This is a genomic window from Pleomorphomonas sp. PLEO, assembly GCF_041320595.1.
Classification (GTDB): Bacteria; Pseudomonadota; Alphaproteobacteria; order Rhizobiales; family Pleomorphomonadaceae; genus Pleomorphomonas.
Map to the genome: position 1 here is coordinate 429,168 of NZ_CP166625.1, position 16,916 is coordinate 446,083.

Sequence of the window (16,916 nt, forward strand, 5' to 3'; positions counted from 1 at the left end):
CTGTCTGGGATAACGAAAAAACCGGCAGACAACGCCCGCCGGCTTCAATCACTCTCGCTGGCGCTTCGGGTCAACCGGCCGGCTCTTCGGCGGATTCGCGGCGATCCTGTTCCTTCAGCTCCTCGATCCGCGGCATCGACATAATCGAATAGCCGGAATCGACGAAGTGGACTTCGCCAGTGACGCCCGACGACAGATCAGACAGCAGGTAGAGGGCCGAACGGCCGACCTCGTCGATCGAAACGGTACGCCTCAGCGGCGCGTTCTTCTTTTGGAAATTGAACATCAGGCGAGCGTCGGTCACGCCGGAGCCAGCCAGCGTCCGGACCGGACCGGCCGAGATGGCATTGACGCGGATGCCGTCAGCGCCAAAATCAGCGGCAAGATAGCGCACCGAACTCTCAAGCGCCGCCTTGGCAACGCCCATGACGTTGTAGTTGGGCATGACGCGCGTCGAACCGCCGTAAGTCAGGGTCAGTAGAGCGCCGCCTTCGGTCATCAGCGCGGCGGCCTTGCGCGCCACTTCGGTGAAGGAAAACACCGAGATGACCATCGTCCGCGAGAAATTGGCGCGCGTGGTGTCCGCGTAGCGTCCCTTGAGCTCGTTCTTGTCGGAAAAGCCGATGGCGTGCACCACGAAATCAAGCCGTCCCCACTCGGCCTTCAGGGCATCGAACACCGCGTCGACCGACGCCTCATCCTCGACGTCGCAAGGCAGGAGCAACTTCGCCCCGACCTCTTCGGCCAGCGGCCTGACACGCCGACCGAAGGCATCGCCCTGATAGGTGAAGGCCAGTTCGGCACCGGCGGCGGAAAGTGCCTTGGCGATACCCCAGGCAATGGAATGGTCGTTGGCGACGCCCATAATGAGGCCGCGCTTGCCGGCCATGAGTCCATTCATAATATGACGTCCCGTGAAGAAGAAACCGCCCGGTCGGAGCGCCGGGCGGATGGATCAGGCGGCATAGCGCTGGAACACCAGCGTAGCGTTGGTGCCGCCGAAGCCAAAGCTGTTGGAGAGCACGGTGTCGATCTTGGCGTCGTCGATACGGTCGCGGACAATCGGCATGTCGGCGAAAGCCGGATCGATTTCCTGGATATGCGCGCTCTTGACGATGAAACGGTTGTTCATCATCAGCAACGAATAGATCGCCTCCTGCACGCCGGTAGCGCCGAGAGAATGGCCGGTCAGCGACTTGGTGGCGGAAATCGGCGGGCAGTTGTCGGCGCCCCCGAACACCGTGCGGATCGCTTCGATCTCCGGCGCGTCGCCGGCCGGCGTCGAGGTGGCGTGCGGGTTGATGTAGTCGATCTTCTCTTTCACGGTGGAGAGCGCCTGACGCATGCAGCGCACCGCCCCCTCGCCCGACGGCGCAACCATATCGTAGCCGTCGGAGGTAGCACCGTAGCCGACGATCTCGCCATAGATCTTGGCGCCGCGCGCCTTGGCATGCTCCAGTTCCTCGAGAACGAGCACACCGGCGCCACCGGCGATGACGAAGCCATCGCGATTCCGGTCATAGGCGCGTGAAGCCGTGGCCGGCGTGTCGTTATACTTGGAGGCCATAGCCCCCATGGCGTCGAACAACACAGAAAGCGTCCAGTCGAGCTCTTCGCAGCCACCGGCAAACATCATGTCCTGCTTGCCGTACTGGATCATCTCGTAGGCGTTGCCGATGCAATGGTTCGACGTAGCGCAAGCTGAAGAGATCGAATAGTTGACCCCCTTGATCTTGAACCAAGTGGCGAGCGTGGCCGAAGCCGTGGAACTCATCGCTTTGGGAACGGCGAAGGGGCCTACTTTCTTGGAGGAACCGCTCTCGATGGTCTTCAGAGCCGATTCGACAATGGTACGCGTCGAGGCGCCGCCTGAACCCATGATGATGCCGGTACGCTCGCTGGAAATGTCTCCAGCCTCGAGACCTGCGTCGAGAATAGCCTGATCCATGGCCACGTGGTTCCAAGCGGTACCGCCGCCGTGGAAGCGCATCGCCCGCCGGTCGACCACCGTCGCGGGGTCGAGAGTCGGCACGCCATAGACCTGGCAGCGGAAGCCGTGCTCGGCAAAGCTGGGGGCGGAAGTGATGCCCGAACGAGCATCATGCAAGGACGCCAGCACCTCCTGCGTATTGTTGCCGATTGAGGACACGATGCCCATGCCGGTGACGACGACACGTCTCATGGCTGTCTTTCCTTGTTTTTGGTGCGGGCGGCGCTCAGGCAGCCTTGAACAGGCCGACGCGGAGATCCGTCGCCTTGTAAATGGTCTCGCCGTCGGCCTTTAGCCAGCCGTCGCCAATGCCGAGCACCAGCTTGCCGCGCAACACACGCTTGAGGTCGACGCCGTATTCGACCAGCTTGACGGCGGGGGTCACCATGCCGGAGAACTTTACTTCGCCGACCGAAAGCGCCCGCCCCTTGCCGGGCGAACCCGACCAGCCAAGGAAGAAGCCGAGCATCTGCCAAAGAGCATCAAGGCCGAGGCAGCCGGGCATCACCGGGTCGCCCTTGAAATGACAGGGAAAGAACCAGAGGTCAGGCCGGACAGCCAACGTGGCACGGATGAGGCCCTTGCCAAACTCGCCGCCCACCTCGGCAATCTCGGCGATGCGATCGAACATCAGCATCGGCGGCAAGGGCAACTGGGCATTGCCCGGCCCGAACAACTCCCCACGTCCGCAGGAAAGGAGATCCTCATACTCGTAGCTGTTCTTGCGAAGACTCATGCTGTTGTCCGTACCTTGTCCCTTCGGGCGCGCTACAAGCAGCGCCAATCGCCGTCCGTCAGGACGGTGTTCACGTGATCGGTCGATCTCTAACACAGGCAAAGCGTCCTCGAAAGCCTTGCCGCAAACGCGACACTGGCCTTTTTGGCGCGTTCTTGCAGTCTGCACCCACTTTGCTAATATGTCGCAATCGAAAAAGCCGTCCGGCTGTCGCCGACCACCCAGGATAACAAGATCATGGACCGCCCGCTTCCTTTCAGCCCGTCGATCGCCGCGACGGACACGGTACGCCGTACCGGCGCTCAGCCGACGCCCGGCGCGCCCATGATTGGCAAGACTCCGGTGCGGACTCGCCTCCGGGATTCGGGCCTCAGGCCCACCCGCCAGCGCGTCGCACTTGCCGAGATCCTGTTCTCGCATGGCCATCGCCATGTCTCCGCCGAGGATTTGCACGCCGAGGCACTGACCGCCAAGGTGCCGGTGTCGCTCGCCACGGTCTACAACACGCTCAATCAGTTCACCGAAGCCGGTCTTCTGCGTGAAGTGGCCGTCGAGGGCACGCGTACCTATTTTGACACCAATACCGACGACCACCATCATTTCTACGTCGAGGACGAGAATCGGGTGTTCGATATTCCTGGTCCGCACGTGGAAATTGGCGACCTGCCGCCGGCGCCCGCCGGTATGGAGATCGTCCGCGTCGACGTGGTCGTTCGGCTGCGCACCAAGCGCTGACGTCAATTGCCAGACAGAGCCTCGGCTTTATCCGGGGCCTATTCGGCCGACAGCGCTGCCACTACCTCGTAGCCGTCGCCGCGGCAGAAGGCGCGGCTGATCTCTACCGCGCGGCCACCCGCGGTGTAGCTCACCCGCTCCACACGCATCGCAGGGGTTCCTTCCGGCAACTCCATGAGCCCCGCCTCGACCGCGCCGAGTGCCACCGCACGAAAACGCTCCACCGCGCGCGCTGCCGCCAGTCCCACGCCGGCGAGCGCCTCGGCTGGTGACACAGTGGCCGCTTCGGCATCAATCGTTGCGGCCGGCAGCGTCGTCAGCTCCAGGATGCGCGGGCGGTCCGCTACGCAATGAAGGCGATAGAGCCTCAGCACCCGCTCGCCAGGGCCGAGGCCAAGCGTCATCGCTTCCGGAGCCGACGGCGGTCCGGTCAACCGGTCGACGAGGCGAGTCTCCACCGGTTCGCCCTTTTCGGCCAGTTCATCGGCGTGCGAACGCAACAGGGTCCGTCGGCGGCTGACCGCTTCGGATGGCCGATCATCACTTGTCTGGGCAGATTTGGTGTCGGCCACACTAGAGCCGCCTCCCGGCCGTGTGGCCACCAGGCCATCGGCGACGAGCGGTGCCAGCGCCTGCCGCACCGTGATGCGTGAAATGGAAAGACCGGCGGCGATCGCTCGTTCGGAGGGTAATGGCGCACCGGTTGAAAGTCGTCCATCAGCGATGGCGGCCCGCAGTGCGACTTCGAGGCGACGACAGAGCGGCGCGTCCCCGCCCCGTCCGCGCCAATCTTGGCCAACCACGCGGGTAAAGGGCTCCATCATGGGGCAACGTCCTTCCTTGCTAGGCTGAGCGCGCCATCAAGGGCATCGCCAACGGGATCGGCAAGAAGGCCGGCGAAGCGGTGCCCTAGGCGCGGCCGGTAACTGGCCGCTAAGCCGCCCATCAGGGCCACACGTCCTATTCCCTCAGTGACGAGACGGCCGATCAATGCTTCGATCTCCGCCGTCCCAGCCATCACAATCGCCTTGGCCACCGGATCGTCGGCCTCGGCATGGCTGAATACGACTGGCGCCAGTGCCGCCCAGTCGGCCGGTCGTGCCGTCTTGCCGAAGGCTGACAGCGTTGCCGCCGACCCGCCCAATCGCTCAAAAATGGCAGCCGTCATCGGGGAGGAGGCTGCTAGCCCCTCATGCGCTTCGAGCGCCCGGCGCGCCGCGCGCCGGCCGATCACCGCGCCCGAACCGCCATCGGAAAGAGACGGTCCCCAGCCACCGACCCGAAAGCGCCGCTCGCCCACGCGCCCGTAACCTTGGCTGCCAGTCCCGATGATCAGGATGCCGCCGTCGCCACCGGCCAGAGCGCCCTCGAGAGCGATCTCGGCGTCGGTGACGACGCGGAGATCGCGGAAACCGAAAGGCGCGGCGGCAAGCTTAGCGGCCACTTTAGGGTCCCCCGCGCCAGCGGCGCCGATGACCGCCACGATGTCGGCTCGGTCATGACGGGAAAGGCCGGCGACGGATAGCGCCATGTTCGTCGCCGCCTCGAGCGCTGCCGCGGCTCCCTCCAGATCATTGCCAGCGTTTGCCGGGCCGCCAACGCCCTCGCCGAGCCAATGGCCGGAATAGTCGGCAAGACGGGCACGAGCACTGCTTCCGCCACCGTCCATGCCGAGAAAAAAACGCCCCATGATGTTCAGCTACCGCCTCACCCCAAGGCGTTCGCTCGCCTCGCAAATGAGCAAAGCTCGTCGCCGGCCCCCTGGCAACTGGCATCACGGCGGTATCAACGACTATCTCGGCGGGCTGCCCGAATAGACCGGTATTTCCGGCTGATTACCAGATGTTTTGGTCGGTCCAAGCCGGGCTCTGAGTCCAGGCCATGAGTCCGAATGAGAGTCCAAAACGGAGTCCGGATAGGAGTCCGGAGTCATGGCTGGGCTCTGTTGCGAGAGTCCGGCTAGGATTGCGTCGTCCCGCTAAACCCTCTCATGTCCGGCAGGTTAGCGGTCGAGGCCGGCGATTAGTAGATATTTTTTCTCAACATATTCGTCGATGCCATGGTGCGATCCCTCGCGACCATTGCCACTTTCCTTGACGCCACCGAACGGCACCAGTTCGGAAGAGATGGCGCCGGAATTGATACCGACCATGCCGGCCTGGAGCCCTTCGGCAACGCGGAAGATGCGGCCGACGTCCCGGGCGTAGAAATAAGACGCGAGACCGAACTCCGTATCGTTGGCGAGCCGGATCGCTTCCTCCTCAGTCTCGAAACGGAAAACTGGGGCGAGCGGACCGAAGGTCTCCTCGCGCGCGACCGTCATGGTAGCCGTCACGCCGGTCATTACCGTCGGCTCGAAGAAACTGCCGCCAAGCGGCGACCGGACACCGCCGGTCACAACCTTCGCCCCCTTGGCGAGCGCATCGGCGACGTGCGCCTCGACTTTCTCCACGGCCTTCGCATTGACAAGCGGCCCCTGCGTCACGCCCGGTGTCCGCCCGTCACCGAGTTTCAGCGCGTTGACCGCAGCGGTAAGCTTTTGCACAAAGGCATCGTGGATGCCGGACTGGGCGTAGATGCGATTGGCGCAAACGCAGGTCTGGCCCATGTTGCGGAACTTCGAGATCATCACCCCCTCGACGGCAGCGTCGAGGTCGGCGTCGTCGAAGACGATGAAGGGGGCATTGCCGCCGAGTTCGGTGTAGATCTTCTTCACCGTGCCCGCGCACTGGACAATCAGCTTCTTGCCGACTTCGGTCGAGCCGGTAAAGGAGACGACACGCACAGCCGGGTGGCTCGTCAAGACGTCGCCCACCACCGACGACTTGCCGGTGACGACATTGAGAACGCCCTTCGGCAGCCCCGCGCGCACCGCAAGACGGGCAAGCGCCAGGGCGGTGAGCGGCGTCTCAGATGCGGGCTTGACCACCGCCGTGCAGCCGGCGGCAAGCGCCGGCGCCACCTTGCGGGTGATCATCGCGGCCGGGAAATTCCATGGCGTAATGGCGGCAACGACGCCGGCTGCCTCACGGGTCACCAGCACGCGGGCACCGTTCCTCGGCGAAGGCAGCGTTTCGCCCGCGATACGCTTGGCTTCCTCGGCGTAGAACTCGACGTAACCGGCGGCATAGTCGATCTCGCCCAAAGCCTCGGCAAGCGGCTTGCCCTGCTCGGCAGTCATGATGAGCGCGAGATCATCGCGGTTCTCGATCATCAGTTCGTACCAGCGGCGCAGAAGACGCGATCGCTCTTTGGCAAGAAGCCGCTTCCAGGCTGGCAAAGCGCGCTCGGCCGCCTCGACGGCCCGTGTCGTGCCATCCGCTTCTGTCAGCGGGACACGCCCAACGACGGCGCCCGTAGAGGGATCTGTCACGTCGAGAGCGGGCATACCGACAAATTCGCCGTCGATCAGGCAAGCTTCCACCAGAAGCGAGGGATCCTTGAGCTGTAGCGTCATGGCAGCGGCCTTTCGTGCTGGGTCTCGTATGAAGGCTCTGGCGTCGCCCAACTTGTGGGAACGGCTTCAGGAAGCGACGCCGTCGGTCGTCGCGACGGGCGAGACATGAACAAGGGCGCCGTCGTCGTCAACGGCACCGAGACGACCGAGCAGGCGTAACATATGGGGCGGCACAGGCGCTCGTGCCAGGATAGACGGTTTCTTCCGGTAGAAAGGAAGCTCCAGCTCACGGGCATGGAGATGCAGGTTTCGGTCGACCGCGCGCGCGGGGTCGCCGCCATAAACACCGTCGCCGATAATGGGATAGCCGAGATATGCCATATGAACGCGCAGCTGATGCGTGCGGCCGGTGCGAGGCATCAGATCGACCACCGTCAGGCGATCTCCCCGCGCGACGACCCGATAATCGGTGACGGAAGGTTGACCGGCAGGATCGACCTTCATCCACCAAGAGCGCTTCTCGTGGGTAACCTTGGCAAGCGGCGCGTCGATGCGCCCCTCGTCGTCAGGCAAGGCGCCGAGCACCACGGCAAGGTAGGTTTTCTGCGCCTTCTGGCCCGCGAAAATCTCGCCGAGTTCCCGGATCGCGCGCCGGTGGCGGCCGAGCGCCAGGCAGCCTGAGGTGTCCTTGTCCAGCCGATGACCGAGCTGCGGTGGATTGGGCAGGCCGAACTGCAGCGCCGGAAAATGCTGATCAAGCGTCTCGCCGCCGCCAAAGCCTGCATGCACTGGAATGCCCGCCGGCTTGTCGATGATGAGGAGGGAGCCATCACGATAAAGAATGCGGGCAATCAACTCATCGTCGGTCATGACAAGTCCCGGTATCACGGCAACACTGGGCCGTACCGGGCTTCTCATAGCCCGAAGCAAGCCCGAAGCGAAGTCATTTCGCCTCGCCGAGCAGCGTTGCCCTGTTGCAGGACGCACCGGCGGCAACCACGTCCATCTTACCCGGGACAATGCCAAAAGTGGCAAAGACGCTAGACAGTACCGCGTCGACGGGCTTGACGCTGCCGACAATCAGTCGGGATATTTCGTCGCGGACCCCACCTTCCGACATAACGCCCCGTGCCGCGCCTTCGAGCGACACGAGCACTTGCGTCTCGGCGGCCAGTCGCTCCAGCCGATTGCTGAAATCAATCGGCGATCGCAGGCTGGCGACGGTATCGCCAGTACCGGGCCGGAACACCAGTTCGACCGGCGGATCGTCGGCAAAAGATGATCGCCCCTTGGCCCACGCCGTCAGTCCATCGACGGCGACCAGACGCACATAATCCGAGGCATGGGACGGTGATGTCGCTTCATTGGCGGCAAACACCACACTAGCGCGTACCGGGCGGCCGATAACGGTAATCTCGGGATCTGCCGAACTGCAGGAGATACGCCGGATGCGTGCGTCACCGGAACTGAGTGTCACCTCGAGCGGTAGCTCGATCGCGTCGGCCCCGGGAATGGCGAGACCGCTGATGATGAAACGGGCGTTGATACGAATGGGGGGAATGCCGACAACACCGTCCTCGCCGCCAATCAAAACCGCCGCCGCGGCACTATCGGACTTCAGCGTCAGCGCGACAGCATCAATGCCTGTAACAGGTGATTTCAATTCGATGGTGGTGGCGCCCAAGGCCAAACGCGCGCGCATCACAGACTGGACAAACTCCAGCGGCCGGATGGGAGCGGCGAGCGTCAGATCTGCCTCAGATCCAGCTAGGCTAATCACACTGATGAATGGCACTGCCATTTCCTCGCCCGCGCCGACACTCCTGGCAAGCCGGTTGATGATCGCCAGCATGCCCGCGGCCTCGGTCGAGCTTCTGGCATTGTCTCGATAAAGCGAGCCGAGCGCCAACAGGAGTTCGCTCGTCTTGAATGAAGCGCCAGCAACGGCGGAGACCCCTGTTTCGGTGCTGCCGTCACGAGCGGAAAGAGTACGGGCGAGCTCAGCCACGAGGTCGGCGACGCGAAATGTGCTCTGACCAAGCATGGAACGCTCACCGGGCGCGAGGGCGCCGGCGGATCCAAACAGCTGCGTTTCGATAGCAGCCGGCACAGCCGGTAAATCAGGCACCGCCGTTGTTCGTTCAGTAAGCGCGGCAACGCCGGTCCGCACCGCCATCGCCGAGGTCGTCACGGATCGCTGTCCCAAGCCGATCGGTGTCCCGAGCAGACTGCGAGTGGTCATCGAGATCGTAACGCGGGTGACTTCACCCGGGCCCACAGTGAAAACGAGGCCGGAGGGGCCCGGGCGCGCACTGCCTCGCTCGGCCATGACGGCAACCTCGCCACCTCCTGTCACCGCACGCGCGGCGGCGAAAGCGGCAATATCCGCGGTCTCGGGACTCTTTGTCACAGCCAATGCCGCTGCCGCGGCGGCTTCGCCCGCGAGACGCCGGGTCGCCGACAGTCGCAGCCAGTCGGTAGTCGCGAGGAAGGACAAAACGATGAGCAACACGCCACCGGCCGCGAGACCGATTACAACCGGCACCGTAAACGAGCGGAAGAAGGAGAAGACCGATCGGAACAACAAATCCATGGGAACCAATGCGAAGAGGCCGTTGGACTATTGCCTGAATTGTCTTCCGAGCGGTTAATTCGCGAAAGAAACCAATAGCCAATTGAAGTTTTCTGTCGGACGGTACCCTTGCGGACCTGACAAAACGTCCCCAACGGCCTATGGATGACAAGGTGCCAATGGCGCCCATCAACGAGTCCGGAACGGCGTGTCCCGCAGCAAAAGAGGACCGCCAACAATTTGTTGTCACGCATCCGCTCAATCTGAAAAGCGGTGGCTTCTCAGATGGCTGCGTCAGGAGGAATCATGCTCAAGGCCATCGACCCGCTACTCAATCCCGATCTACTCTACGTGCTGGCCTCCATGGGCCACGGCGACACCATCGCCATCGTCGACAGTAATTTCCCCATCCACTCGGTCGCCCAAGAGACCGTTTACGGTCAGCCGCTGCGCCTCGATGGCGTGTCGGCCCCGCGCGCGGCACGAGCCGTACTCTCGGTACTGCCGCTCGATACCTTCATCCCCACCGCCGCCTTCCGTATGGAAGTTGTCGGCGAGCCGGAAAAGTGGACCGACGTGCAGCACGAATTTCAGAAGGAAGTCTTCGACGCCGAAGGCCCGACCTTCAAGCTGGGCGGCATCGAGCGTTTCGCCTTCTATGAGGCGGCCAAGAAGTCCTTCGCGGTGCTGCAGACCGGTGAGGGCCGCCTTTATGGCTGCTTCCTGCTCACCAAGGGTGTGATCCCGCCAAAGGCCTGATATCCGGGCGCTGAAAATGAACCGCGGCGCTCCTTTCACGCATTTCCCGCTTTTCCGATGCAAGCGGGAAATGCCTGAGTGTCTCGACGCGGAGGCGTCAGCATCCTCGCCAGTCGACAAGAGACAAACACTATGACCGATACTCAGAAATCCGGCGTCGCCATCCTCGGCATCTTCGCCGTCGATGTCACCTTCCTGGCCCCCCGCCTGCCGGCCATTGGCGAAACACTGGCCGGCTCCGGTTTCGTCATGGGCCCGGGCGGAAAGGGCTCCAACCAGGCCGTCGCGGCGGCGCGTGCCGGCGGGGACGTTCGCTTCATCACCAAGATCGGCAAGGACGCCTTCGGCGATATTGGCCTCAAGACTTGGGCCGAGGCCGGCGCCACCGCCCGCGTACAGCGGATCGACAGCCATCCGACCGGCTCGGCATTCATCTTTGTCAACGACGCCAACGGCCAGAATGCCATCATCGTCTATGCCGGTGCTTCCGGCACCCTGTCGCCGGCTGATCTCGACATGGAAAAGGAAACGATCGCCGCATCAAAGGTATTCGTGACCCAGCTCGAGCAACCAGTCGACGCCGCCCTGCGTGGCCTTCAGATCGCCCGCGCCGCCGGCACGATCACCGTTTTCAACCCGGCGCCGGCCACAGCCTTTCCCGATGAGGTCTATCGGCTCTCCGACTACATCGCCCCCAACGAGACGGAAGCTGCCATGCTGACCGGCATTGCGCCGGGCACGGTGGACGACGCCCGCAAGGCCGGCGACGCGCTTCTAGCCAAAGGAGCAAAGAACGCGCTGATCACGCTCGGCGGCAACGGCGTGCTGCTGCACAACGCCACGCAGTCGGTGCACCTGCCGGCGCGGGCAGCCGGCGAGGTGATCGACACCACAGGCGCCGGCGATGCCTTCCTCGGCGGGTTTTCGGCGGCGCTTTCCAAGGGGCTCGATCCGGTCGAGGCAGCGCGCTACGGCTCGGCGACGGCCGGCATTTCGGTGACGCGCCGGGGTGCCGCCGCCTCGATGCCGACAGCAGCCGAGATCGAAGCTTTCCTTCGGACCTGAGAGTCTTATCGCCGAAACATCGGTTTCAGAGCGCGATAGAGATCACGATACAGCGGCAGGCGGGCAGCGAGCGCCGCCTGCCTGCCGGCGTCGGGCAGAATGACGTCCCGCAATTCCGGCTTGACGCAGACATCGGCCACAGTTTCACCTGTAACGGCCAACCGCGCGAGACGAGCAACGCCGAAAGCCGGACCGCGCTCGCCGCCAGCGTAACGCCGGATCGGCCGACCAAGGGCGCTCGCAACCACCTCCATCACAAAACGGCCACGACTGCCGCCACCGACGGCGGCAAGCGTTGCCGGTACAGGACCCGCGGTTTCGAGCGCCGCTACCGCGTCGACCAGCGTGAAAGCCATCCCTTCGACGGCTGCCTGCAGGAGGTCGAGGCCGTCGGTGCCTCCATCCATGCCAAAGAACACGCCGCGCGCCGCCGGATCGTCGTGCGGCGTCCGCTCTCCTTGAAGATAAGGCAGGAAGGTCACCGGCGAGATGGTGCGCCCGCGCGCCGCCGTGGCGTCGAGCGCCGCGCCAAGGTCGGGCGCGCCGGTAACGCCGGCTGTCCAGGCCATGACGGAGGCGCCATTCAGCATAGCTGCCATCTGGAACCAGCGGCCCGGCAGCGCATGAGCGAAGGCATGCACCATGGCCACCGGATTAGGCCGATAGTCCGCGGTGGTCAGGAACAGCTGGCTTGACGTGCCGAGAGAGATAAAGGCGTCGCCATCGTCCACAGCGCCGATACCGATGCCGGCCGCTGCCGCATCGCCGGCGCCGGCGACGACCGGAATGCCCTCACGAAGGCCGGTGATGGCGGCGGCGGCCGCCGTGATGCGACCCGAAATATTTGGCCCTTCCAGGAGACGTGGCAACTGCTCCAGCTGGAGCCCTACGGCCTCGATGAGGGCTGGTGACCATTGTCGCCGCGCTTCGTCCAGCAAAAGGCTGCCGGCGGCGTCGCACATATCTGTGGCAAACTCGCCGGTCATCAGAAAGCGTACCCAATCCTTGGGCAGGAGTACTCGCTTGGTCACAGCGAGCGTGTCCGGCTCGTGGGTGCGAAGCCATGCTATCTTCGGGGCGAGAAAGCCGGCCATGGCCGGTACCCCGGCGATCTGGCCGAGGCCAGGCAGCGCAGCATTGAGAGCCATTGCTTCCGCCGCTGCCCGGCCGTCATTCCACAGGATGGCCGGGCGGAGAGGCCGGTCGTCCCCGCCGATCAGCACCGCGCCATGCATCTGGCCGGAGAGGCCGATAGCGGTAACCTGCCCGAGCACCCCCGGCGTGTCGGCGGCCATCTGGGCAAGCGCTTGCCGCACGGCTTGCCACCAGAGGTCGGGATGCTGTTCCGACCAACCCGGTGCCGGCCTGTCGGTGGCGAGCGCCACCTCGGCGCCGGCTATCGGCCGTTCGTGACCGTCGACCACCAAGGCCTTTACCGCCGACGTACCGATGTCGACTCCCAGGAAATACGCGTCTTCCGCCACAATCCCCTCCCCATCCCTATGACGTCAGATCTAGCCCGTCATGCAGAACCTCGCCAGTCTCGATGCCTTCGCCCTTGGTCGAGGCGACCACAATCAGCGGCCGCATCGCTCGCGACGCCATTGGAGTCATGCTATGAAAAGGCCGATTGTATCGTTTCACGTGGTGGGAGATTTAGATGGCAAAAATGGAGATCGAGGCGATTCTCGATGCAATGACGCTGGAGGAACAGGTCTCGTTGCTCGCCGGTGCCGATTTCTGGACAACAGTGCCGATACCGCGGCTCGGCATCCCGGCGATCAAGGTATCGGACGGGCCGAACGGGGCGCGCGGCGGCGGTTCGCTGATTGGTGGCGTCAAGGCGGCGAGCTTCCCGGTCGGCATCGCCCTGGGCGCCAGCTGGAACCCGGATCTGGTCGAGGAAATTGGCGGAGCACTCGCCGAAGAAGCGCGCTCCAAGGGCGCCTCAATCCTGCTCGCTCCCACTGTCAATATTCAGCGTTCCACCGTCAATGGCCGCAATTTCGAGTGTTACTCGGAAGATCCTCACGTCACCGCGACCCTCGCCACAGCCTATGTGACCGGTCTGCAGAAGGGTGGGGTGGGCGCTACCGTCAAGCATTTCGTCGGCAACGAGTCGGAAATCCAGCGCACCACCATGAGCTCGGATATCGGCGACCGGGCGTTACGCGAAATCTACTTGCCGCCGTTCGAGGCGGCGGTAAAGACGGCCGGCACCTACGCGGTGATGAGTTCCTATAACCGCCTGAACGGCACATTCACCTCCGAACACAAGACGCTCCTTACCGATCTTCTCAAGGACGAGTGGGGCTTTTCGGGCATCGTCATGTCCGACTGGTTCGGCTCGCATTCGACGGTACCGACCGTTGAAGCTGGTCTCGATCTCGAAATGCCAGGTCCAACGCGCGATCGCGGCGACAAGCTGGTCGCGGCGGTCCAATCTGGCGAAGTAAAGGCAGAACAGGTGCGCGATGCCGCTCGGCGCATTTTGACCCTGATCGAGCGTGTCGGCGGCTTTAAGGCAGACAATATCCCGCCGGAACAGGCGATCGACAAGCCGGCGCATCGGGCGCTCATCCGCCGAGCCGGCGCTGATGCCATCGTACTGCTCAAGAACGATGGAATTCTGCCGCTCGACCTGACGGGGCGGACCATTGCTGCCATCGGCCCCAATGCCGAAACGGCGCAGATCATGGGGGGCGGCAGCGCCCAGCTCAATCCGCACTACGCTGTCTCTCCAGCCGATGGTCTCCGCGCTCTCACTTCAGAAAATCAGCTTCGGACCGCCCCCGGCGTCGCCGCCAACCGGCTGATGCCGCTGATTGCCGGGCCGTTCGAGGTGGATGTCTATGGCCGGCCCGATTTCACCGGTCCCGTCGTCGAACATCAGCGCCATCCGCTTGGCGAGATAATGTGGTTCAACACCGTAGCCCCTGGCGTCGCCGATGCCGACTTCTCGCTCAGGGCCACCACCCGCTTCACGCCCTCCGAGACGGCAGAGCATGTGTTCGGCCTCGTCAGCATCGGGCCGAGCCGCCTTATCGTCGACGGTCGGACGGTGGTCGACCTCCGGGAAGACTGGGTGCCGGGGGACAACTATTTCGAATGCGGCAATCGCGAAGCACGCGGGCGACTCGCGCTCGAGGCCGGACACACGGTCGAGGTCGTCGTAGAGTATCGCTTCGTGCAGGCCATAGCCCTCAATCTGAAGGCCATCCGCGTCGGGGTCACCGTACCGCTCGACGACAAGGCCTTCGCGGAGGCCGTCGAACTCGCCCGTTCATCCGAGCTTGCCATCGTCTATGCCGGCCGTTCAGGCGAGTGGGACACCGAGGGTAATGACCTGCCCGGCATCGCACTGCCTGGCCGTCAGGACGAGCTGATTGCCGCCGTCGCGGCGGCCAATGCAAATACCATCGTCGTGCTGCAGACCGGCGGCCCGGTGGCCATGCCCTGGCTCGACAAGGTCCGCGCGGTGGTCGAAGCCTGGTATCCGGGACAGGAAGCCGGCAACGCCATCGCTGACGTGCTGACCGGCGCCGCCGAGCCAGGGGGGCGCCTCGCCCAAACTTTTCCCCGGCGCCTCGCGGACACGCCGGTCGAAACCGACGATCCGCTGACCTATCCCGGCAGTGACGGCCACATCGCCTATCGCGAAGGCGTGTTCGTTGGCTATCGACATTATGAGAAAGCCGGCATCGAACCGTTGTTCCCGTTCGGCCACGGCCTCAGCTACACCACCTTCGACTGGGGCACACCAATGGTGGACAGGCCGACCTTCGATGGCGAGGGCCTCGTCACCATCCGTGTCAAAGTAACCAACAGCGGCACACGGCCCGGCTCGGAGGTCGTCCAGCTCTACATCGCGCCGCCCGCCTCGCGCGTCGAACGGCCGACCAAAGAACTGAGAGGCTTTGCCAAGCTGCATCTGGCACCCGGTGAAACCGCTGAGGCAACGATGGTGCTTTCAGCCCGCGCCTTCTCCTATTTCGATGCGGAGAGGAATGCCTTTATCGGAGAGAAGGGACGTTATCGGGTGATCACCGCGGCCTCGTCGGCGGTGTTACGCGGCGGTATCGACATCGATCTCACGCGCGAGGTTGTAGAGGCGGCACGCGCCCGCTTCAGCCACTGAGGCTTCGGCGCAAGCAAAAGAAAACCCGGACGTGGCCTAGCCATGTCCGGGTGGGTAAGTCTGCGACTTTTCAGTCGCAGCAACCGAGAGGCGTGCTTTCGGAAAGTGAGCTGGGTTTCCGTCGGCTCGATGGAGATGTTATGCCGGGGTCACCGACGGCGCGCCAGCGACAATCGCCGCGTCGACGCCGAGTCTTGACAAGTCGTGAACGAGACTCGCAGCCCCTTGTCATTTTTGACGATGCTCGTTAGGTGCTATCAAGCTTACCCTCCGCAATTTGCCTAAATTTCAGCTCCGGACAGATGTCTTGGATAATTTTTTCTATATATTTTCGTTCAAATAGATCGAGAGACAGTTCACGTCGTGTTTCTCATGCTCATTTTCTGAAGCTTCATGTTTCCCGCGTAAGTTTTCATGGAAACATTCCCAATGGAAACTGTCATGAAGCTCCTCCTGGTCGACGACAATCCCAGTAATCTGTTCATGCTCGGCAAGCTGGCGCAGAGCTCCGGTATCGCCGACGTGCAGTCGTTTCGAGATCCGTTGCAGGCGCTCGAAGAGGCCCGCCGGAGCCGCTTCGATCTGATCATCGTCGACTACATGATGCCGGGGATGGATGGGCTGACCCTCATCCGTGAAGTGCGCAGCCTTCCCGATTACGTCGACGTGCCGATCGTCATGGTCACCACCGTCGACCAGCGGGAGATCTGCTATGCCGCGCTCGAGGCAGGTGCCACCGACTTCCTCACCAAGCCAGTCGACATGGCCGAGGCAAAGGCGCGTCTCCGCAACCTCGCCATGCTGCGCGAAATGCAGAACAAGCTCCGGGATCGCGCCGACTGGCTGCAAACCGAGGTGCAGAAGGCCACCCATGACCGGCTGGGCCTTGAAGAGGAGATCATTTTGCGCCTGGCGCGCGCCGTCGAACGCCGCGACCCCTCGATCGGAAGCCACTTGGTCCGCGTTGCCCGCACCGCCCGCGAACTCGCCGAAGAACTCGGGCAGGGTGAGCCGTACTGCCAAGATCTCTATATCGCATCGCTGATGCACGACATCGGCAAGCTCGGTCTTTCCGACGATCTCCTTTACAAAACCGGGCCGTACACGGCGGATGAACGCCGCCGGATGCAGGCGCATACGTTAATCGGAGGGGAAATTCTCGAAGGGTCGAGGTCGCGTGTTATCCGCCTTGCCGCCGAAATCGCCGAGACCCACCACGAATTCTGGAACGGCACGGGCTATCCGCGCGGCCTCAAAGAAGCGGCGATCCCGCTCGCAGGTCGGATTGTCTCAGTCGCCGACGTGTTCGATGCGCTGACGTCGGAACGGCCATACAAGGCCGCTTGGCCCGCCGAAGAGGCTGCTCGCTACATTGCCGATAATGCCGGCCAGCAATTCGATCCGGAGGTCGCAAGGGCGTTCTCGCTACGCTACTTCCGCATCCTGAAGATCAAGGAACAGGCCGGAACATCGTTCGGCTTTGCCGCCTGACGCCCGTTTGCCGCCTCTTGCCTGGACCCGCCC

Annotated in this window: 14 protein-coding genes; 5 read left to right on the top strand and 9 right to left on the bottom strand. The window is 63.5% G+C overall.

The genetic code is table 11. The features are described from left to right. Window positions 1–70: 70 nt before the first annotated feature. Genes fabI through fabA form a run of 3 tightly spaced genes read right to left on the bottom strand, consistent with a single transcriptional unit; the run spans window position 71 to window position 2,726 of the window. Window positions 71–901, bottom strand: a complete 831-nt coding sequence (fabI, locus tag AB6N07_RS01770) for an enoyl-ACP reductase FabI (RefSeq protein ID WP_370676114.1) — start codon at window positions 899–901, stop codon at window positions 71–73. A gap of 54 nt (window positions 902–955) precedes the next feature. Then, entirely contained in the window at window positions 956–2,182 is a 1,227-nt protein-coding gene (fabB, locus tag AB6N07_RS01775) for a beta-ketoacyl-ACP synthase I (protein WP_370676115.1), read from the bottom strand. Window positions 2,183–2,216: 34 nt separating this feature from the next. After that, on the bottom strand, window positions 2,217–2,726 hold the full coding sequence (gene fabA / locus AB6N07_RS01780) for a 3-hydroxyacyl-[acyl-carrier-protein] dehydratase FabA (RefSeq protein WP_370676116.1): 510 nt from the start codon (window positions 2,724–2,726) through the stop codon (window positions 2,217–2,219). A gap of 324 nt (window positions 2,727–3,050) precedes the next feature. Here fabA and irrA point away from each other — a divergent pair, with 324 nt between their 5' ends. After that, complete coding sequence (gene irrA / locus AB6N07_RS01785; protein WP_370678173.1) at window positions 3,051–3,461, top strand: iron response transcriptional regulator IrrA; 411 nt, start codon at window positions 3,051–3,053, stop codon at window positions 3,459–3,461. A gap of 38 nt (window positions 3,462–3,499) precedes the next feature. Here irrA and AB6N07_RS01790 read toward each other — a convergent pair whose 3' ends face one another. The 5 genes from AB6N07_RS01790 to AB6N07_RS01810 form a co-directional block, all read right to left on the bottom strand. Further along, on the bottom strand, window positions 3,500–4,285 hold the full coding sequence (locus tag AB6N07_RS01790) for a GntR family transcriptional regulator (protein WP_370676117.1): 786 nt from the start codon (window positions 4,283–4,285) through the stop codon (window positions 3,500–3,502). After that, the gene (locus tag AB6N07_RS01795; protein ID WP_370676118.1) at window positions 4,282–5,151 is read right to left on the bottom strand and encodes a BadF/BadG/BcrA/BcrD ATPase family protein; all 870 of its coding nucleotides are present in this window, start codon (window positions 5,149–5,151) and stop codon (window positions 4,282–4,284) included. The genes AB6N07_RS01790 and AB6N07_RS01795 overlap by 4 nt, the downstream gene beginning before the upstream one ends. Before the next feature lie 312 nt (window positions 5,152–5,463). Further along, entirely contained in the window at window positions 5,464–6,918 is a 1,455-nt protein-coding gene (locus tag AB6N07_RS01800) for an NAD-dependent succinate-semialdehyde dehydrogenase (protein WP_370676119.1), read from the bottom strand. Window positions 6,919–6,984: 66 nt separating this feature from the next. Then, the gene (locus tag AB6N07_RS01805) at window positions 6,985–7,728 is read right to left on the bottom strand and encodes an RluA family pseudouridine synthase (RefSeq protein ID WP_370676120.1); all 744 of its coding nucleotides are present in this window, start codon (window positions 7,726–7,728) and stop codon (window positions 6,985–6,987) included. Window positions 7,729–7,801: 73 nt separating this feature from the next. Beyond that, window positions 7,802–9,451: a hypothetical protein gene (locus AB6N07_RS01810; protein WP_370676121.1), complete on the bottom strand. Its 1,650-nt coding sequence runs from the start codon at window positions 9,449–9,451 to the stop codon at window positions 7,802–7,804. A gap of 285 nt (window positions 9,452–9,736) precedes the next feature. On the opposite strand from AB6N07_RS01810, the gene AB6N07_RS01815 reads away from it, so the two are divergent. Both AB6N07_RS01815 and rbsK read left to right on the top strand, forming a co-directional pair. Then, a complete protein-coding gene (locus AB6N07_RS01815; RefSeq protein WP_370676122.1) occupies window positions 9,737–10,189 on the top strand; it encodes an RbsD/FucU family protein in 453 nt (150 codons plus the stop codon). Window positions 10,190–10,321: 132 nt separating this feature from the next. Continuing rightward, on the top strand, window positions 10,322–11,254 hold the full coding sequence (rbsK, locus tag AB6N07_RS01820; protein WP_370676123.1) for a ribokinase: 933 nt from the start codon (window positions 10,322–10,324) through the stop codon (window positions 11,252–11,254). A gap of 5 nt (window positions 11,255–11,259) precedes the next feature. Here the strand turns inward: rbsK and xylB are convergent, their stop codons facing one another. Then, window positions 11,260–12,738 (bottom strand): xylulokinase, encoded by a 1,479-nt coding sequence (xylB, locus tag AB6N07_RS01825; RefSeq protein ID WP_370676124.1) that lies wholly within the window; start codon window positions 12,736–12,738, stop codon window positions 11,260–11,262. Window positions 12,739–12,914: 176 nt separating this feature from the next. On the opposite strand from xylB, the gene AB6N07_RS01830 reads away from it, so the two are divergent. Both AB6N07_RS01830 and AB6N07_RS01835 read left to right on the top strand, forming a co-directional pair. Further along, entirely contained in the window at window positions 12,915–15,392 is a 2,478-nt protein-coding gene (locus AB6N07_RS01830; RefSeq protein ID WP_370676125.1) for a beta-glucosidase, read from the top strand. 441 nt (window positions 15,393–15,833) lie between these two features. Continuing rightward, a complete protein-coding gene (locus tag AB6N07_RS01835; RefSeq protein ID WP_370676126.1) occupies window positions 15,834–16,883 on the top strand; it encodes an HD domain-containing phosphohydrolase in 1,050 nt (349 codons plus the stop codon). Window positions 16,884–16,916: the final 33 nt, after the last annotated feature.